Here is a 15,692-nt window from a genome sequence, read left to right as displayed (position 1 = left end):
AACAGGAGGGGTGAACTGACCTGTGGAAATCTCGTCGACTGGGCGCCTTGTGGTCCGTATCACCGCAGCTGACGTGGGTAAACGGGTCTCCGTACGGCGCTTGGGGGAACCTGGAGCCTCGCAGGAGAAGTTCACCGACACGGTGGGTGTTCTCACATCATGGAACGACGGTGTGCTGCTGATCACGCGCCGCGACGGGGAAACCGTCCGGATCCCGGAATCCACACTGGTCGCCGGCAAGGTCGTACCCCCCGCACCCGCCCGGCGACGGGGCCCCGCGGCCTCGTACGAGGAACTGGCGCGCGTCTCCGCGCGCGCCTGGCGGCCGGTGGAGAGCGAGCGGCTCGGCGAGTGGGAGCTGCGGGCAGCCGGCGGATTCACCCGGCGTGCCAATTCGGTGCTGCCCCTCGGCGACCCCGGGATACCCCTCGACGAGGCCCTGAGCGTCGTACGGCGGTGGTACGGCGACCGTGGGCTGCCCGCCTATGTGCAGACCGCGACCGGCGCCGAGGGCACGCAGGAGATGCTGTGCGCGGAGCTGGAGCGGCGGGGCTGGGTGCGGGAGGTGAGCGCCGAGATGTGGATCGGGGCACTGGCTCCGGTCGCCGACCGGAACGAGCCGACCGGGGTGGTGCTGTCCCGGGAGGCCGGTGCGGACTGGCTGGCGCGGTATCAGCGCAAGGGGATGAGCGAGGTGGCCCTGAAGGTGCTGGGATGGGGGTCCCCCCGCTCGAGCGAAGCCGAGAGTGGGGGAGGGCCCTCGGTGTGGTTCGCCACGGTTCCCGGTGAGGCCGGGGGCGCGCCCGCCGCCATCGGGCGGTGTGTCGTCGACGGGCGGTGGGCCGGTTTCGCCGCCGTCGAGGTGGATCCGGCGCTACGACGCCAGGGGCTGGCCTCGGCCGTGATGGCGGCGCTCGCCCGGCAGGCCCTGGACGAGGGCGCCTCGGCCGCCTGGCTCCAGGTCGAGACGGACAACGCGGGGGCGCGGGAGCTGTATGCCGGGATGGGCTTCGCCGCGCATCACGCGTACCACCACTACCGGGCGCCGGGAACATCCGGCGGCGGCCGGTAGCGATCGCCGTGAAAGGGCACGAGCCAGCTATGCGTCCCCCCTACCCCCCATCGCCCGAGCGGTCCGCCGAGGTGCGGCGGCGGTTCGCCGAAGAGGCACGCTCCGAACGGCCCGATCTGTCCGCCCTGTGCCTGCTGGTGGGTGCGGAGGCGGACGGGACGCTGGACGAGGCGGGCCTGGACGCCGCGCAGATCGAGCTGGACCGGCTGGCCGGGCAGCTGCCGTTCCGGCCCGGCGGGCCGCGCTCCTGGGCCGTGGCGCTGCGTGAGCTGCTCGGGGACCGGTGTGGGTTTCGCGGCTCCGCCGCGGACTATCAACGGCTCGAGTCGTCGTTGCTGCACCAGGTGCTGGTGCGGCGGCGTGGGCTGCCGATCCTGTTGTCGGTGGTGTGGATGGAGGTCGCGCGACGGGCCGGGGCCCACGTGTACGGGGTGGCTCTGCCGGGGCACTTCGTGGTCGGGTTCGGGGCCCTGGAGGAGCAGGTGCTGGCCGATCCGTTCGACGGGGGGCGGGTGCTGAGCGGGGCCGATGCGGAGGTGTTGGTGGCGGGGGCCACGGGGGCGTCCCTGCATCCGTCGATGCTTGGTCCCGCGGAGCCTTTGGAGGTGGTCGCGCGGATCCTGAACAACATCCGGGCGTGGGCGGCTGCTCGGCCGGAGCGGTCGGATGTCTCCTTGTGGGCGGTGGAGTTGGCCCTGTTGTTGCCTTCGCATCCGGCCCGGTTGCGGTATGAGCGGGCGCAGTTGTTGGTGCAGCGGGGTGACTTCGTCGAGGGGGCGGCGGAGCTTGAGGCTTATGCCGATGTGGTGGGGGCGGTGGATGAGCCGGCCGCGGAGCGGGTGCGGCAGCAGGCTCATGCCGCGCGAGCGATGCTGAATTGAGGGTGCGGTTCGGGCGGTTTACAGCCAACCCTTCTCTCGTGCGATCCGTACCGCCTCCGCCCTGTTCCGTACCGCCAGCTTCTGGATCGCCGTGGACAGGTAGTTGCGCACCGTGCCCTGGGACAGGTGCAGGGTCGCCGCCAGCTCCGCGTTCGTGGAGCCGTCCGCTGCCGCTCGCAGCACCTCCCGCTCGCGGTCCGTCAAAGGGTTCGCGCCCTCCGCGAGGGCCGCTGCCGCCAGGGTGGGGTCGATGACCCGGTCTCCCGCCAGGACCTTGCGGATCGCCTCCGCCAGTTGGGCGGCGGGGGCGTCCTTGACCAGGAAGGCGTCGGCGCCTGCCTCCATCGCGCTGCGGAGGTAGCCGGGGCGGCCGAAGGTGGTGAGGACGACCAGCTTCAACGCCGGGAGTTCCCGGTGGAGTCGCGCCGCCGCCTCGATGCCCGTCGCGCCCGGCATCTCGATGTCCAGCAGGGCCACGTCGACGTCGTGCGCGCGTGCGGCGGCCAGTACCTCGTCACCGCGGGCGACCTGGGCGACGACCTCGATGTCGTCCTCCAGGCCGAGCAGGGCGGCCAGTGCCTCGCGGACCATCGACTGGTCCTCGGCGAGCAGGACCTTGATCGTGCGGGTCATGCCCGGGATCCTACGTCCGGGGCGGTGCCCGTCGGCACGCGGGCGACCAGCCGGAACCCGTGCCGGGCACCGCCCGCCTCCAGGGAGCCGCCCGCCTCCAGGGAGCCGCCCGCCTTCTCCAGGCGCTCGGCGAGGCCGGTCAGGCCGTTGCCGGGGCCCTCGCCCGAGCCGCCCGAGCCGTTGTCCTCGACGGAGAGTTCGAGCACCGTCCCGTCCAGGGTCTGGCGGCGCAGCAGCTCCACCGTGCAGCGGCGGGCGCCGCTGTGCCGTACGACGTTGGTGACCGCCTCGCGCAGCGCCCAGGCGAGGGCCGACTCGCTGTCGTCGGGGACGCCGGTGAGGTCGGGTTCGGCGGGGAGGTCGGGGGTGACGCCGGCCGCCGACAATGCGACCCGGGCGCCCGCGAGTTCGGCGGACAGCCGGGGGCGCCGGTAGCCGGAGACGGCCTCGCGGACGTCGACCAGGGCCTGGCGGCTGACCTGTTCGATGTCGGCGACCTGCCGGGCCGCCTTGTCCGGGTGGTCGGGGAGCATACGGCCCGCCAGCTCGCTCTTCAGCGTGATCAGCGACAGCGAATGCCCCAGCAGGTCGTGCAGGTCGCGGGCGAGGCGCAGCCGCTCCTCGTTGGCGGCGAGCTGGGCGACGGTGGCGCGGGCCTCGCGCAGCGCGATGGCCGTCCGCACGAGTTCGCGTACGCCCGTCATGGCGAAGCCGCCCAGCAGCGCCGGGATCAGCAGCCCGGCCAGGAACGACCTGCCGCCCGGCGTCACGAGCGCGAGCGCCGCCATCAGCGCGGACGTGACCGGAATGGTCCAGCGGGCCATGCGCAGGGGCAGGGCCGCGCCGGACGCGATCGAGACGTACACGAAGAGGACCAGCCACTCCCGGCCGAGCGTGAGGGCGAGGACCGTGGACTGGGCGGCGAGAACCGCGAGCGAGCCGAGGATCAGGCCGTTGCGTTCGCCGCGTCCGGTGCGGAAGACCAGCAGCATGTACCAGGCCACGAAGGCGACGAGGCCGATCCAGCCGAGTACCTGGACGCCCGCGTTGTGGCCGCCGTGCAGCAGGTCGGCGACGGGCGCGCTCAGGTACACCAGCCAGATGCCGGTCCACAAGGACTTGACGACCCGTTGCCTGTGATTCTCCGGGCGCTGCCCGATGCCGACGCCGATCACGCCTTCAGCGTGTCCTTCCGGTAGAGCCAGGCCGCGCCGCCCGCGAACAGGGCGAAGAACGCGGCGAGGAGGGCGATGTCCTTGGCGTGCGGGGCCTGGCTCTGCTCGATCGCCTGCCCCAGGGCAGCGTACGCGTGGGTGGGCAGCCACTCGGCGATGTCCTGCAGCCAGGTCGGGAAGGTCGTCGTCGGCATCCACAGGCCGCCCAGCATCGACAGCCCGAAGTAGGTGATCATCGTGATCGGGCGGACCGCGTCCCCGCTGGCGAGGTAGCCGATGGCGACGCCGAGCGCGGCGAAGACGAGGCTGCCGGCCCAGATCGCGCCGGTGAGGGCGAGCCACTGCCAGGCGTCCAGGCGTACGTCCTTCACCGCGGCGGCGACGGCGAAGACGATCACGATCGACGGCAGGCTCACCACGGCGGCGCTCGCGGTCTTCGCCAGGACGTAGCCGCGGCCGGGCAGCGTGGTCAGTCGCAGCTGGCGCACCCAGCCGGATTCGCGCTCCTTGGCGATGCGTTCGCTGTTGCCCATCAGGACGGCGGTCAGGGCGCCGAAGGAGGCCATCGAGACCATCATGTACGTCGGCAGGGTGAGGCCGGTGCCCGTGACTTTCGTCGTGCTGTCGGCGCTGCCCGCGATGATCAGGAACAGCACCGACGGGTAGATCACCGAGAAGAACAGGAACTTGCGGTTGCGCAGGGCGCGGGCGAGTTCCAGCTTGATCAGGCTGTTCATGACTGCTTGGCCTCCTCGGCGGCGGTGATGGCGACGAAGGCCTGCTCCAGTCCGAGCCCGGCGACTTCGAGGTTGCGGGGGTACACCCCGAGGCCGTACAGGGCGTGGACGGTCGCGTCGGCGTCGGTGGACTGGATGCGGACGGTCTGGCCGGATATGTCGATGGTGGTGAGGAAGGGCAGGGCGCGCAGAGGGGCCTCGTCGATCGGGCCGTCGCGGAGGTCGAAGGAGATCCTGCGGGCGCCGGCCTTCGCCTTGATCTCGGCGGCCGTGCCGTCGGCCAGCAGCCGGCCTCGGTGCAGCACCAGCACGCGGTCGGCGATGGCGTCGGCCTCCTCGAGGTAGTGCGTGGCGAAGAGGACGGTCCGCCCCTGGTCGGCCTGCTCGCGCATGGTGGCCCAGAAGGCCTGGCGGGTGGAGACGTCCATGCCGGTGGTCGGTTCGTCCAGGACGATCAGATCGCTGTCGCCGGCCGTGGCGAGGGCGAAACGGACCCGCTGGGCCTGGCCACCGGACAGCTTGTTGACCTTGCGGCCGGCGATCTGCGCGATACCCGCTCGGGACAGCACATCGGCCGTGCGGTACGGCTTCGGGTGCAGGTCGCAGGCGAGCCGTACCAGCTCCGCGACCGTGACCTCGTCCATCAGTCCGCCGCTCTGCAGCATGGCGCCGACCCGCCCGGCGACGATCGCCGCGCGCGGTGCCGTGCCGAAGACGCGGACCGTGCCGTTGTCCGGCTGCTTGAGGCCGAGCAGCAGGTCGAGCGTGGTGGACTTGCCGGCCCCGTTCGGCCCCAGCAGGGCGACCGTCTCCCCGGGGTGCAGGGCGAGCGACAGCCCGTCCACGGCCCGCACGCTTCCGTACCGCTTGCTCACCTGGTCGAACCCGACCACCGGCGTGGTGGTCGCCGTAGTTGTCGTCATGCCGTCCAGGGTGGCCGCGGGGGCCCGGGGGACGGCAGTGTCGGTGATCCTGAGTGCCGGATGACAGATGTCATACGGCGGCTGTCGTACGGCGGCCCTGTGGTCGTACGACGAGAGGGCACCCGGCGTGTGCCGGATGCCCTCTCGTGGTGGCCGCGGTCTGCTCCGCTAGCTGGGGTTGGTGTCGATCACGGCCACGCGGTCGGTCTTGCTCTTCAGCGCCAGGCGCAGGGCGCCGTAGACGTCCTCGACCGTGACCGGCGTCTTCTGACCGTTGGCCCGGGCGATCAGGACGCCGTCGAAGGTGCTGCCGTAGAGCTCCTTGAGAGCGGCCGCGTCGGGGGCGTCGGTGAGCTTGCCGTCGACGGCCTTGACCCGGAGGAACTTCCACAGCGAGTTCTGCGGGCTGAACGGGATGCTGTGGGCCGCGTCCGTCTGCACCGTGACGTTGCCGGACATCGCCGGCTCGGCGAACTCCTTCATCATCCGGTCGACCTCGGCCTTCGAGACCGTCGGCTCCTTGGTGGTCGTCGGGAGCGACACCGCGGAGGCCGTGCCGGTCTCCACCTGCGTGCGGAACGCCTCTTCGACCGCCTCGGTCGACTTGGTGACGTCGACGCTCTTGCCCGCCTTGCCGTACACGGCGACGGCCTTGCCCGGCTCGAACCTGATCGTGCCGTCGGTCGCCGAGCCGGTGCCGCCGGCGGCGTCCTGCAAGGCGGCCTGCAGCTTCTCCTCGTCGACCGGCATGACCGGCTCGACGACCCGGTGCTGGCCGAACAGCGAGCCGATCACGGAGACCGGGTTGTAGTCGCTCTTCGCGGCCGTACTGACCGTGGACGTCATGTCGAACTGGAGCCCGGCCTGGTCCGGCTTGAGCGCGACGGTCTTGCCGTCCACCGACAGCTTCAGTTCCTTGTTCACCCGGCCGTCGAAGGTCTTGTTGAGCTTCTCGACGGCGTCGTCACGGGTACCGCCGCCGATGTCGACGCCGAGCACGGTGGTGCCCTTGGGCACGTCGGAGCTGTTCATCAGCAGCCCGGCGCCGTAGGCACCGGCGGCGACGACGATCACGCCGCCGGTGAGCAGCCCCAGCTTGCTGCGCCCCTTCTTCTTGGGCGCGGAGGCCGCGGACGCGTTCTGCGCACCCGGCTCGGGCAGCTTCGGGGCCGGCGGCACGGGTCCGTCGGTGTGCGCGCCCGGCGGGAAGGCCGAGTTCCGGTCGGACGGGACCACGGGGATACCGCTGGTGACGGTATGTCCGGAGACGTTGCCGGGGGCGCCGCCGTAGCCGGGGGTGCCGGGCTCGGGGGCAGGCTTCTGCGGGGTGAGGATCGCGGTGTCGTCGCTCATTCCGCCGCCGGGGCCTAGGCCGGTGGGGGGGCCGGGGGCGGGGACGGGGCCGGTGGGGGCGCCGGGGCCAGGTCCGGGGCCGGTGGGTGTGCCTGGGGCGCCGGGGGTGCCCATGCCGGGGGGGCCGCCGGGGGTGGTGGGGGTGGCTGGGCCGGTGGGGCCGTGGGGTCCATCGGGTCCGGTGGGTCCGTGGGGTCCGGTGGGTCCATGGGGTCCGGTGAGACCGTGGGATCCGGTGAGACCGTGGGATCCGGTGGGACCGTGGGATCCGGTGAGACCGCTCAGGCCGTCGGAGCCGCTGCTGACGGGCGGCACGAGGGGGCCGTCGCCGGTGACCGGACCGCTTGTCGGGCCCGCGGGGCCCTGCGGGCCACCGGGGCCGCTGGAGCCGCCGGAGCCGTTCGGCCCGTTGAAGCCGTTGGGGCCGTTCTGGCCGACGTAACCGCCCTGGCCGTTCTGGGCGGCGGCACCCTGGCTGCCGTAGCCGCCCTGGCCGCCTGGAGCGCCGTAACCGCCCTCACCGGTCTGGCCGCCCGGGCCGCCGAACCCGTTCTGGCCCCCGCCGTAACCGTTCTGGCTGCTCTGACCGCTCTGGCCGTTCTGGCCGTCCTGCGCGCCCGGGCCGCCGTTGCCGTTCTCCGCGAAGTACGGCAGGTCGTCGCGGCGCGACTCGCCGGGGCGGGAGCCGTTGCCCAGGGGGCCTCCGGCCAGCGCCTCGGTGACGTCGAAGGAGCCGGTGCCGCCGCCGTGCCCGGGGGCCACGGGGCCGCCCGTGGCACCGGGGAGCCCGGAACCGTTCGTGCCGCCGGGACGGGAGCCGCCCGACACGTTCATGGAACCGACGACGCCGCCCGGGCGAGCGCCACCGGGACGCGCACCACCGGGCGCGCCCGGACCGGCACCAGTACCGGCACCCGTACCGGAAGCGGCACCGGAGGCACCCGAACCGCCCGGCAGCCCCGCCCCGTTGGTGGAGCCGCCGCCCTGACCGCCCTTGCCGGGCCCGGACTTGCGGGGTGCGAACCAGTCGCTCGTCTTCTCCTCGCCCGACGGCGAGGGCTCGCCCGGCGGCTCGACGGTGCCCGTGGACGGGGCGGGGGCCGGCGCCGATGCCTCGGCGTCCGCGCTGCTGTCGTCGGCGGCTTCGACTGTCTCGCCGACGGGCTTGCGCACGACGACCGGTGGAATGGGCCGCGATCCGGGGATGTTGATCCGGATGCGGGTCGTCAGCGTGGTCTCGGTCTTGCGTTCCTCCGGCCGCGCGGCCGAACGGCCCGCGTCCGGACTGCCGTCGGAAGCCGTGGGCGTCCCGTACGGCGGCGTGCCCGAGGGGTATGCGGCTCCGCCGCGCCCGTTGGGCCCGGAGGACGGACTGTCAGTTTCACGACTCAAGGCAGGTTCTCCCGGTTGGCTCCGCCGCCCGCGTTACGACCTCTCTCGGGCGACTCGGCGGCGCGCACCACCATACTGGCCACGTCTGGCGCATATCCCACGACCGCTAGGGAAACCATCACGGGACTCGCACGGACTCGGTGCGGCGAAGTGGTACGTCACTTGCCAAGTCGGACGGCGTCCCCGTCTGGTTGCCGCCCCTGAGCGAGGGTGGCGCAGATCACAGCCACAGCCATGCCGCCGAGCAGGAAGAGATAGGAGCCGCTTTCCGCGGCGAAGACGAAATCCCCTTCCGGTCGACTGGCGGTGAGCAGGATGACCGCGATCATCCAGCCGCCGGCGGGCGCGACGGCCCCACCCCGGCTGCCGGCCGCCCGCGCCCCGCCCAGGCAGAGCCCGGCCTCACCGGCGAGCGCGAGCAGCAGCCCGCCCGGGAACCAGCCGCTCTGCACCAGCGCCCCGGCGATGCCGACGACCACGCCGAGCACGAAGAGCCCCAGGTAGGCGGCGGCCCGCCCGAGGGAGGGGCGGTGCAACGGCTGCGCCAGCATCGAAGAACGTTCTGCGGACTTCATCACGCCTCCTCGATCCCGGCGATTCCGGGGATTCCGGCGATTTCATTGAGCCCGTTAATGCCGGCGATTCCGGCGAACAGATCGCTCTCCCGAGAGCCGGAGGCCGCCGGCTCCCCCCGCACCAACTCGTAGTACTCGGTGCTGAAGACGGGCTGGGCGAGCTCGTTGGAGAGCACGAAGTACGGCTCGGCCACCGTGACCTGGGTGGCGTGCGCGCGCATCGCGGCGGCCTTGGCGGCGGCGTACGCGCTGCCGTCGATCTCGGTGGTGATGACCTCGTCGTCGACCACGCCCGGCACGTCGTCGAGGACACCGGCCTTGGTGAAGGGGAGGCCGGGCAGGTCCCGCTGAAGCGCCGCGAAGGCGTCTTCGGCGACGGAGCGCGGTACGCGGTTCCAGTAGACCTTGGCGATCTCCCAGCCGGCCTCTGCGGCCAGCTCCACGGCCCGCATGGCCACACGGTGTGCCTGGACGTGGTCGGGATGCCCGTACCCGCCATTGGGGTCATAGGTGACAAGCACCTGGGGCCGCACATCGAGGATCACCTCGACGAGATACCGAGCCGCCTCGTCGACGTCGGCCTGCCACAGGCAGGCCGGGTCATCGTTGTCGGTGAGGCCCATCATCCCGGAGTCCTGGTAGCGCCCGGAGCCGCCCAGCCGCCGGAAGTCCTCGACGCCGAGCGCGCGCATCGCGGCCGTGAGCTCACGCAGCCGGTGCTCGCCAAGGGCGGCGCCGGTCAGATGCGCGAGCTCGGGCGGAATGACCTCGCCGCGCTCGCCGAGGGTGCAGGTGACCAGGGTCACCCGGGCGCCCTCGGCCGCGTACTTGGCCATGGTCGCGCCGTTGTTGATCGACTCGTCGTCCGGGTGCGCGTGCACCAGCAACAGACGCCGGGCGGGCAGTTCCGTCATGCGCCCACCCTACGAGGCACTCGCCCTGCCCTCACTACCTCCCCGGCGCTGGAGGCATGGACCTCCTTCGTGTCCGGCGTTTGCAGGTTGGCCGTGGGGCCGCCCGCTTCTTTGCCAGTGTCGTGCTTCCACGACCCGAGTAAAGGGCGCTCCGCTGTCGCTCCGCGTCGCCTTCGGCGATCGGCCTGCGGCCGACCCTTGACTCGGCTCGCTCCAGCACGGGTGAGAAGCGAGCGGGCGGCCCGGAGGGATGGGTGGCCCAGGTGGGGGTCCCTTGGGTTGGTTGGGGGCTGGGCCGGGGTTCAGGGGGCGCGCTCGCGCCTCGCCAGCACGCCGGGCCGGCTTGGCGGCGAGGGGTGAGTGGGCGGCTGAGGCGCGCTGGCTGGGGGGCGGCACGCCGGGTCGGCTTAGCGACGAGCGGTGGGTGGGCGGCTGGGGGCGCACCGGTCGGGTGGCGGCACGCCGGGCCGCCTCAGCGGCGATCGGTGGGTGGGCGGCTGGGGGCGCGCTGGCTGGGGCGGGACGCCGGGTGGACTCAGCGACGTGCGGTGAGTGGTGGTTGGGGGCGCACCGGTCGGGTGGCGGGACGCCGGGCCGCCTCAGCGGCGATCGGTGGGTGGGCGGCTGGGGGCGCACCTGCCGGGCGGCGGCACGCCGGGGCAGTCCAGCGTGTGTGGCTGGTGGGTGGCTGCGGGCGCGCTGGCTGGGGCGGGACGCCTGGTGGGCTCAGCGGATGGCGGGCCGGTGGGCGGCGCCGGGTGCGCACCAGCGGGGCCGGGTCCTTCGGGCCGACTCGGCGGACGTGACCACCGACGGCCTGTGGGTGGCTGGGGGCGCGTCGGCCGAGTGGCGGTACGCCGGGGCCGGTTTTGGCGACTGGCGGCCGGGGATGCGCGGGAGTGGCGGCACGCCCGGTGGGCGCAGTGGGTGGCGGGCCGGTGAGTGGTGGGCGGGTGCGGGGGCGTGCACCGGGTGGGCCGGTCGGTCCCTTTGGCCCGGTTGGTCCGGCTCAGCGGCTGCCGAGAGATCGCGGCGTCGGACAAATCGGTCACCCGCCCGGTAATTGGCAGATCTGTTCCACCTGCACGGCCACGTGACCTGACCCTATGAGGGCCGGGCCCCCTTCCCTGCTCAGCCCGGTGATTCCTATCGTCCGGGTATGCACGAGCTCAGGAAGGAGGCCCTCAATGTCTGTCTACGTCGGTATCGACGTGCACCGCAAGCGGTCGCAGATTGCGGTGGTCGAGGACGATGGCGCGGTGCGGGTGAACCGGAACGTGCCCAATGGGGTGGAGCCGGTGCTGTCGGTGATCGGGGATCTTCCGATCGGTGCGCCGGTCGCCTTCGAGGCCGCCTACGGCTGGGGCTGGCTGGTGGAGCTGCTGGAGGACTACGGCTTCGAGCCGCACCTGGTGCACCCGCTGCGGTGCAAGGCCATCGCCTCCGCCCGGCTGAAGAACGACAAGGTGGACGCGGCGACCCTCGCGCAGCTGCTGCGCGCGGATCTGCTGCCGGAGGCATGGATCGCCCCGCTGGGCGTGCGGCAGCAGCGGGCCCTGGTGCGGCACCGCTGCCAGCTGGTCCGTCTGCGCACGCTGCTGCGCAACCGCGTCCACGCCGTCCTGGCGGATTACGGCTGCGACCGCCCGGGCAGCTATTTCACCTCCCCGGGACGGGCCTGGCTGGAGGGCCTTGATCTGCCGGACGCCTCGCGCCGCGTGGTCGACGACCTCCTCGGTCTGATCGACGCCCTCAAAGAACCCATCGACGCTCTCGATGAACAACTGGTCGCGCACGCGCGCGGTGATCCGCGGGTCAAAGCCCTCACCCAGCTGCCCGGCGTGGGCACGCTCACCGCCCTGATCATCGCAGCCGAGATCGGCGACGTCACCCGCTTCCCCTCCGCCCGCAAGCTCGCTGCCTGGGCCGGGCTCACCCCCACCGTCCGCAGCTCCGACCTCACCGTCCGGCACGGTCACATCTCCAAGCAGGGCTCGCCCTGGCTGCGGTGGATCTTGTGCGAGGCAGCCCAGACCGCGAAACGTTCACCGGACTTCGCCGCTACTTACCAGCGCCTCGCCCACCGCCGCGGCAAGAAGATCGCCACCACCGCGATCGCCCGCCGCCTGCTGGCCCGCGCCTACCACCTCCTGCGCGCCGTCCCAGCCCCACACGACCGGCAGGGGGCCCGATGACGCTGACCGACAACAACCGCCAGGGGCGGCCGAAGACACCGGGTGAGCTCGTAAAACCCCATGAGACGGCCTCGCGGCCGCGCTCGATGACCTGACTGAGCAGCCCGGATCCCCGAACCACGGTCATGGCGCCGGCCTGTCCAGCCGGACGCCGAATGGGTGGATGTGAGACCACTCCGCCGGCCACAAGAGCATCGGGGACGTCAACGACCGCAGCCCTGAACATCCGTGACGCTTCCTCGGCGTCCGAGCCGGAGGCCGACGAGCGGCGGTCGGGACCGCGAGGAAGCTCCACAAGGAAAACGCCCCGGCATCCAACCGAAAGGCCGCAGGCGGTGGCCGTCTACGACCCTTGACAGGCCCGGCCCTCATGGGTGGGGTTTTCCTTCCCGGGGGTGGAACAGATCTGCCAATTACCGGGCGGGGACGTCCTCGCGGGGCCCGTGGGGCGAAGCCGCCCGGACGGGGCGGTCATCGCCCTGCTGACCGCAGTCGCTGAGCCCACTCGCTGAGCCCACTCGCTCAGCCGGTCCGGTGTGTCCCCGCTCCGCCGACGCGCACCGCCGCCACCCACTCACCGGTCTCACCGGTCGTCGCTCAGCCGACCCGGCGTGCCACCCGGCCGGGGCGGCCCAGCCCCAGGCGCGGATGGGCCGTTCGTCGCTGAGGCGACCCGGCGTGCTGGCGAGACGCGACCGCGCCCCCTGAACCCCGGCCCACCCCCCAACCAACCCAAGGGACCCTCACCTGGGCCACCCATCCCTCCGGGCCGCCCGCTCGCTTCTCACCCGTGCTGGAGCGAGCCGAGTCAAGGGTCGGCCGCAGGCCGATCGCCGAAGGCGACGCGGAGCGTCAGCGGAGCGCCCTTTACTCGGGTCGTGGAAGCACGACACTGGCAAAGAAGCGGGCGGCCCCACGGCCACCTGAAACGGGGCTCCGCCGAATCGCCCCCGCAGGCCCATGCAGCGGCTGCTCGGCCACGCCCTGGACCTCGCCTTGTCCCTGGCCCAGGCCCAGGCCTTGGCCTGGGCCTGGGCCACTCAGAACGGGCCATCGCCCTCGCGCAGGCCAGGAGCAGGCCCAGGACCTCAGAACTTAATGCTTCCGATCATGCCCGCGATGTTCGTCGTCAGCTCGCTGATCGTCGGGGCGACCGTCGAGGACGCGAGGTAGAAGCCGAGGAGGATGCACACGACCGCGTGCCCGCCCTTCAGCCCTGACTTCTTGATCAGAAGGAAGACGATGATCGCCAGCAGCACCACCGCCGAAATCGAGAGTGCCACGGCGGCTCACCTCCAAAGAACCCAGGGACGTGGGGATCGGACGGGTCGGACGGGATCGAACAGGGTCGGACGGGGTCGGACGGGTCGGGACCATGAGGCAGATAGATCCATGAAATCCGTACAGCAGCCAGCGGGTTGATACCCACCATGCGCCAATGATCATAACTATCCATACGCGCGCATCGATCGGCGCACTGCCGCACAAGGGGGCGCATGGCCAATATGGTCATGGCATGACCACCGAGCCTGACTCTTTTCCCCGTCGGCACGCCCGTACCCAGCGCTTCACGCTGGGCGCGCCGCGCGCGTTCAGCGTGGCGCCGGACGGTTCCCGTGTCGTCTTCCTGCGTTCGAGCTCCGGCACGGACCGGGCCAACGCGCTGTGGGTGCTCGACCTGACGGAGGGCGGGGAGCGCGTGGCCGCCGACCCGCGCGCCCTCCTGGGCGGCGACGCGGAGCACCTCTCGCCGGAGGAACGAGCACGGCGTGAACGCAGCCGCGAGGGCGGCGCCGGCATCGTCGGCTACGCCACCGACACGGCCGTGGAGTTGGCCTCTTTCGCCTTGTCAGGGCGGCTTTTCGCGGCCGAGCTGCGGGCCGGTACGGCACGTGAGCTGCCCGTTGCCGGGCCGGTGATCGACCCCCGCCCCTCCCCCGACGGGCGGCACATCGCGTACGTCGCGCAGGGCGCCCTGCGGGTCGTGGGCGCCGAGGGCGAGGGCGACCGGGTGCTCGCCGAGCCGGACGCGGAGCAGGTCACGTACGGTCTGGCCGAGTTCATCGCGGCCGAGGAGATGGGCCGGTCACGGGGCTTCTGGTGGTCGCCGGAGTCGGACCGGCTGCTGGTGGCGCGCGTGGACGACACGCCGGTGCGACGATGGTGGATCTCCGATCCGGCCGACCCCGAGCGTGAGCCACACCACGTGCCGTATCCGGCGGCGGGCACGGACAACGCGGACGTGCGGCTGTTCGTGATCGGCCTGGACGGGGTGCGCACGGAGGTTGTCTGGGACCGGGCGCGCTACCCGTATCTGGCGCATGTGCACTGGTCAGCGGCGGGTGCGCCGCTGCTGCTCGTACAAGCGCGCGACCAGCGCAGTCAGCTGTTCCTGGCGGTGGATCCGGAGACCGGCGCTACCCGGATGGTGCACGCGGACGAAGATCCAGTTTGGCTGGAACTTTTCCCTGGGGTGCCGTGCTGGAGCCCCTCCGGGCAGCTGGTCCGCATCGCCGACGAGGGCGGTGCGCGGGTGCTCGCGGTCGGGGAACGGCCGCTGACGGGAGCCCAGTTGCACGTGCGTGCGGTGCTGGACGTCTCCGACGACGACGTGCTGGTCTCGGCGTCGGCGGGCGAGGAGGCCGAGGCCCCGGAGACCGGCGAGGTGCACGTCTACCGGGTCAACGAACTCGGCATGGAGCGCGTCTCGCAGGAGCCCGGTGTGCACTCGGCGGTACGCGCCGGGGGCGTGATCGTGCTGGTGTCCGCGACACTCGGCCGACCGGGCGCCCGGGCTCAGGTGCTGCGCGACGGAAAACGAACGGCGACCATCACCTCGTACGCCGAAGATCCCGGTCTGTCCCCGCGCGTGATTCTCACCGAGGGGGGCGCACGGCGAATCCCGTGCGCCGTGCTTATGCCTACGGACTACCCCCATGACACTCCCGGCGACAGGCCTGGCGACATTCCCGGCGGCACTCCCGGCGGCATTCCCCGCGGGACCCCCCTTCCCGTGCTCCTGGATCCCTACGGCGGTCCGCACGGCCCGCGCGTGGTCGCCGCGCACAACGCGCACCTCACCTCGCAGTGGTTCGCCGACCAGGGTTTCGCGGTGGTCGTCGCCGACGGCCGCGGCACCCCCGGCCGCTCTCCCGCCTGGGAGAAGGCCGTCCACCACGACTTCACGGTCTCCCTGGACGACCAGATCGACGCGCTCCAGGACCTCGCGAAGTCGTACCCCCTCGACCTGACCCGGGTGGCGATCCGCGGCTGGTCCTACGGCGGCTGGCTGGCCGGCCTCGCGGTGCTGCGCCGACCGGACGTCTTCCACGCGGCCGTCGCGGGCGCCCCGGTCACGGACTGGCGGCTGTACGACACCCATTACACGGAGCGGTACCTGGGCGACCCGGCCGCGCACCCGGAGTCGTACGCGAAGAGTTCGCTCGTCACCGACGAGGGGCTCTCCTCCCCCGCCGAGCCGCACCGGCCGCTGATGATCGTGCACGGCACGGCCGACGACAATGTCGTGTTCGCCCACGCCCTGCGCCTGTCCTCCGCGCTCCTGGCCGCCGGCCGCCCGCACGAGGTGCTGCCGCTGTCCGGGGTGACGCACATGACCCCGCAGGAGCAGGTCGCGGAGAACCTGCTGTTGCTCCAGGTGGACTTCCTCCGGCGCGCTCTCGATCTGGGCTGAGCAGCGACACTCCACAGAGCGCCGCAACCATCAATTGAGGAACCACGACGAAGCACCAGCCACGTCCGCGAGAGCGGCGCCGGTTTAGGCGCAAAAAGGGGCAACGGGCCGGAGCGACATGGCGCGCTCCGGCCCGTTTACGGCACCC

Annotated in this window: 12 protein-coding genes; 4 read left to right on the top strand and 8 right to left on the bottom strand. The window is 72.3% G+C overall.

The annotated features are described in order from the left end of the window. Positions 1 to 22 precede the first annotated feature (22 nt). Entirely contained in the window at positions 23 to 1,072 is a 1,050-nt protein-coding gene (locus tag Q4V64_RS34455) for a GNAT family N-acetyltransferase (RefSeq protein WP_124439332.1), read from the top strand. Positions 1,073 to 1,101: 29 nt separating this feature from the next. Beyond that, positions 1,102 to 1,953, top strand: a complete 852-nt coding sequence (locus tag Q4V64_RS34450) for a transglutaminase-like domain-containing protein (protein WP_124439333.1) — start codon at positions 1,102 to 1,104, stop codon at positions 1,951 to 1,953. An 18-nt stretch (positions 1,954 to 1,971) separates the two neighbouring features. On the opposite strand, the gene Q4V64_RS34445 is transcribed toward Q4V64_RS34450, so the two are convergent. The 7 genes from Q4V64_RS34445 to mshB all read right to left on the bottom strand — a co-directional run bounded on the left by Q4V64_RS34445 (position 1,972) and on the right by mshB (position 9,655). Continuing rightward, positions 1,972 to 2,586 (bottom strand): response regulator transcription factor, encoded by a 615-nt coding sequence (locus tag Q4V64_RS34445; RefSeq protein ID WP_124439334.1) that lies wholly within the window; start codon positions 2,584 to 2,586, stop codon positions 1,972 to 1,974. After that, a complete protein-coding gene (locus Q4V64_RS34440) occupies positions 2,583 to 3,761 on the bottom strand; it encodes a histidine kinase (protein WP_124439335.1) in 1,179 nt (392 codons plus the stop codon). The genes Q4V64_RS34445 and Q4V64_RS34440 overlap by 4 nt, the downstream gene beginning before the upstream one ends. After that, entirely contained in the window at positions 3,758 to 4,498 is a 741-nt protein-coding gene (locus Q4V64_RS34435) for an ABC transporter permease (RefSeq protein WP_124439336.1), read from the bottom strand. Before Q4V64_RS34435 ends, Q4V64_RS34440 begins: the two co-directional genes overlap by 4 nt. Then, a complete protein-coding gene (locus tag Q4V64_RS34430) occupies positions 4,495 to 5,421 on the bottom strand; it encodes an ABC transporter ATP-binding protein (RefSeq protein WP_172629129.1) in 927 nt (308 codons plus the stop codon). Before Q4V64_RS34430 ends, Q4V64_RS34435 begins: the two co-directional genes overlap by 4 nt. Before the next feature lie 168 nt (positions 5,422 to 5,589). Continuing rightward, entirely contained in the window at positions 5,590 to 8,166 is a 2,577-nt protein-coding gene (locus Q4V64_RS34425; RefSeq protein WP_303713523.1) for a hypothetical protein, read from the bottom strand. Positions 8,167 to 8,324: 158 nt separating this feature from the next. Then, the gene (locus Q4V64_RS34420; RefSeq protein ID WP_124442412.1) at positions 8,325 to 8,741 is read right to left on the bottom strand and encodes a DUF6113 family protein; all 417 of its coding nucleotides are present in this window, start codon (positions 8,739 to 8,741) and stop codon (positions 8,325 to 8,327) included. Further along, positions 8,741 to 9,655, bottom strand: coding sequence for an N-acetyl-1-D-myo-inositol-2-amino-2-deoxy-alpha-D-glucopyranoside deacetylase (gene mshB, locus Q4V64_RS34415; RefSeq protein ID WP_124442413.1), 915 nt, complete (start codon positions 9,653 to 9,655; stop codon positions 8,741 to 8,743). Before mshB ends, Q4V64_RS34420 begins: the two co-directional genes overlap by 1 nt. Positions 9,656 to 10,842: 1,187 nt before the next feature. Between mshB and Q4V64_RS34410 the strand changes: the two genes are divergently transcribed. Beyond that, a complete protein-coding gene (locus Q4V64_RS34410; RefSeq protein ID WP_124445744.1) occupies positions 10,843 to 11,850 on the top strand; it encodes an IS110 family transposase in 1,008 nt (335 codons plus the stop codon). A 1,088-nt stretch (positions 11,851 to 12,938) separates the two neighbouring features. Here the strand turns inward: Q4V64_RS34410 and Q4V64_RS34405 are convergent. After that, positions 12,939 to 13,133: a hypothetical protein gene (locus tag Q4V64_RS34405; RefSeq protein ID WP_095753716.1), complete on the bottom strand. Its 195-nt coding sequence runs from the start codon at positions 13,131 to 13,133 to the stop codon at positions 12,939 to 12,941. 233 nt (positions 13,134 to 13,366) lie between these two features. Here Q4V64_RS34405 and Q4V64_RS34400 point away from each other — a divergent pair, with 233 nt between their 5' ends. Beyond that, positions 13,367 to 15,544, top strand: a complete 2,178-nt coding sequence (locus tag Q4V64_RS34400; RefSeq protein WP_124439338.1) for a prolyl oligopeptidase family serine peptidase — start codon at positions 13,367 to 13,369, stop codon at positions 15,542 to 15,544. The last annotated feature ends 148 nt before the right edge of the window (positions 15,545 to 15,692 follow it).

Source organism: Streptomyces sp. NL15-2K (assembly GCF_030551255.1).
GTDB lineage: Bacteria > Actinomycetota > Actinomycetes > Streptomycetales > Streptomycetaceae > Streptomyces.
The sequence above is the reverse complement of the archived record's forward strand: the minus strand, read 5'-3'. Positions and strand labels throughout refer to the sequence as shown.

Excerpts from the sequence above, each read along its gene's own strand:
- Q4V64_RS34450 (WP_124439333.1), top strand. The coding sequence starts at position 1,102 with ATGCGTCCCCCCTACCCCCCATCGCCCGAGCGGTCCGCCGAGGTGCGG.
- Q4V64_RS34445 (WP_124439334.1), bottom strand. The coding sequence starts at position 2,586 with ATGACCCGCACGATCAAGGTCCTGCTCGCCGAGGACCAGTCGATGGTC.
- Q4V64_RS34435 (WP_124439336.1), bottom strand. The coding sequence starts at position 4,498 with ATGAACAGCCTGATCAAGCTGGAACTCGCCCGCGCCCTGCGCAACCGC.
- Q4V64_RS34430 (WP_172629129.1), bottom strand. The coding sequence starts at position 5,421 with ATGACGACAACTACGGCGACCACCACGCCGGTGGTCGGGTTCGACCAG.
- Q4V64_RS34420 (WP_124442412.1), bottom strand. The coding sequence starts at position 8,741 with ATGAAGTCCGCAGAACGTTCTTCGATGCTGGCGCAGCCGTTGCACCGC.
- mshB (WP_124442413.1), bottom strand. The coding sequence starts at position 9,655 with ATGACGGAACTGCCCGCCCGGCGTCTGTTGCTGGTGCACGCGCACCCG.
- Q4V64_RS34410 (WP_124445744.1), top strand. The coding sequence starts at position 10,843 with ATGTCTGTCTACGTCGGTATCGACGTGCACCGCAAGCGGTCGCAGATT.
- Q4V64_RS34400 (WP_124439338.1), top strand. The coding sequence starts at position 13,367 with ATGACCACCGAGCCTGACTCTTTTCCCCGTCGGCACGCCCGTACCCAG.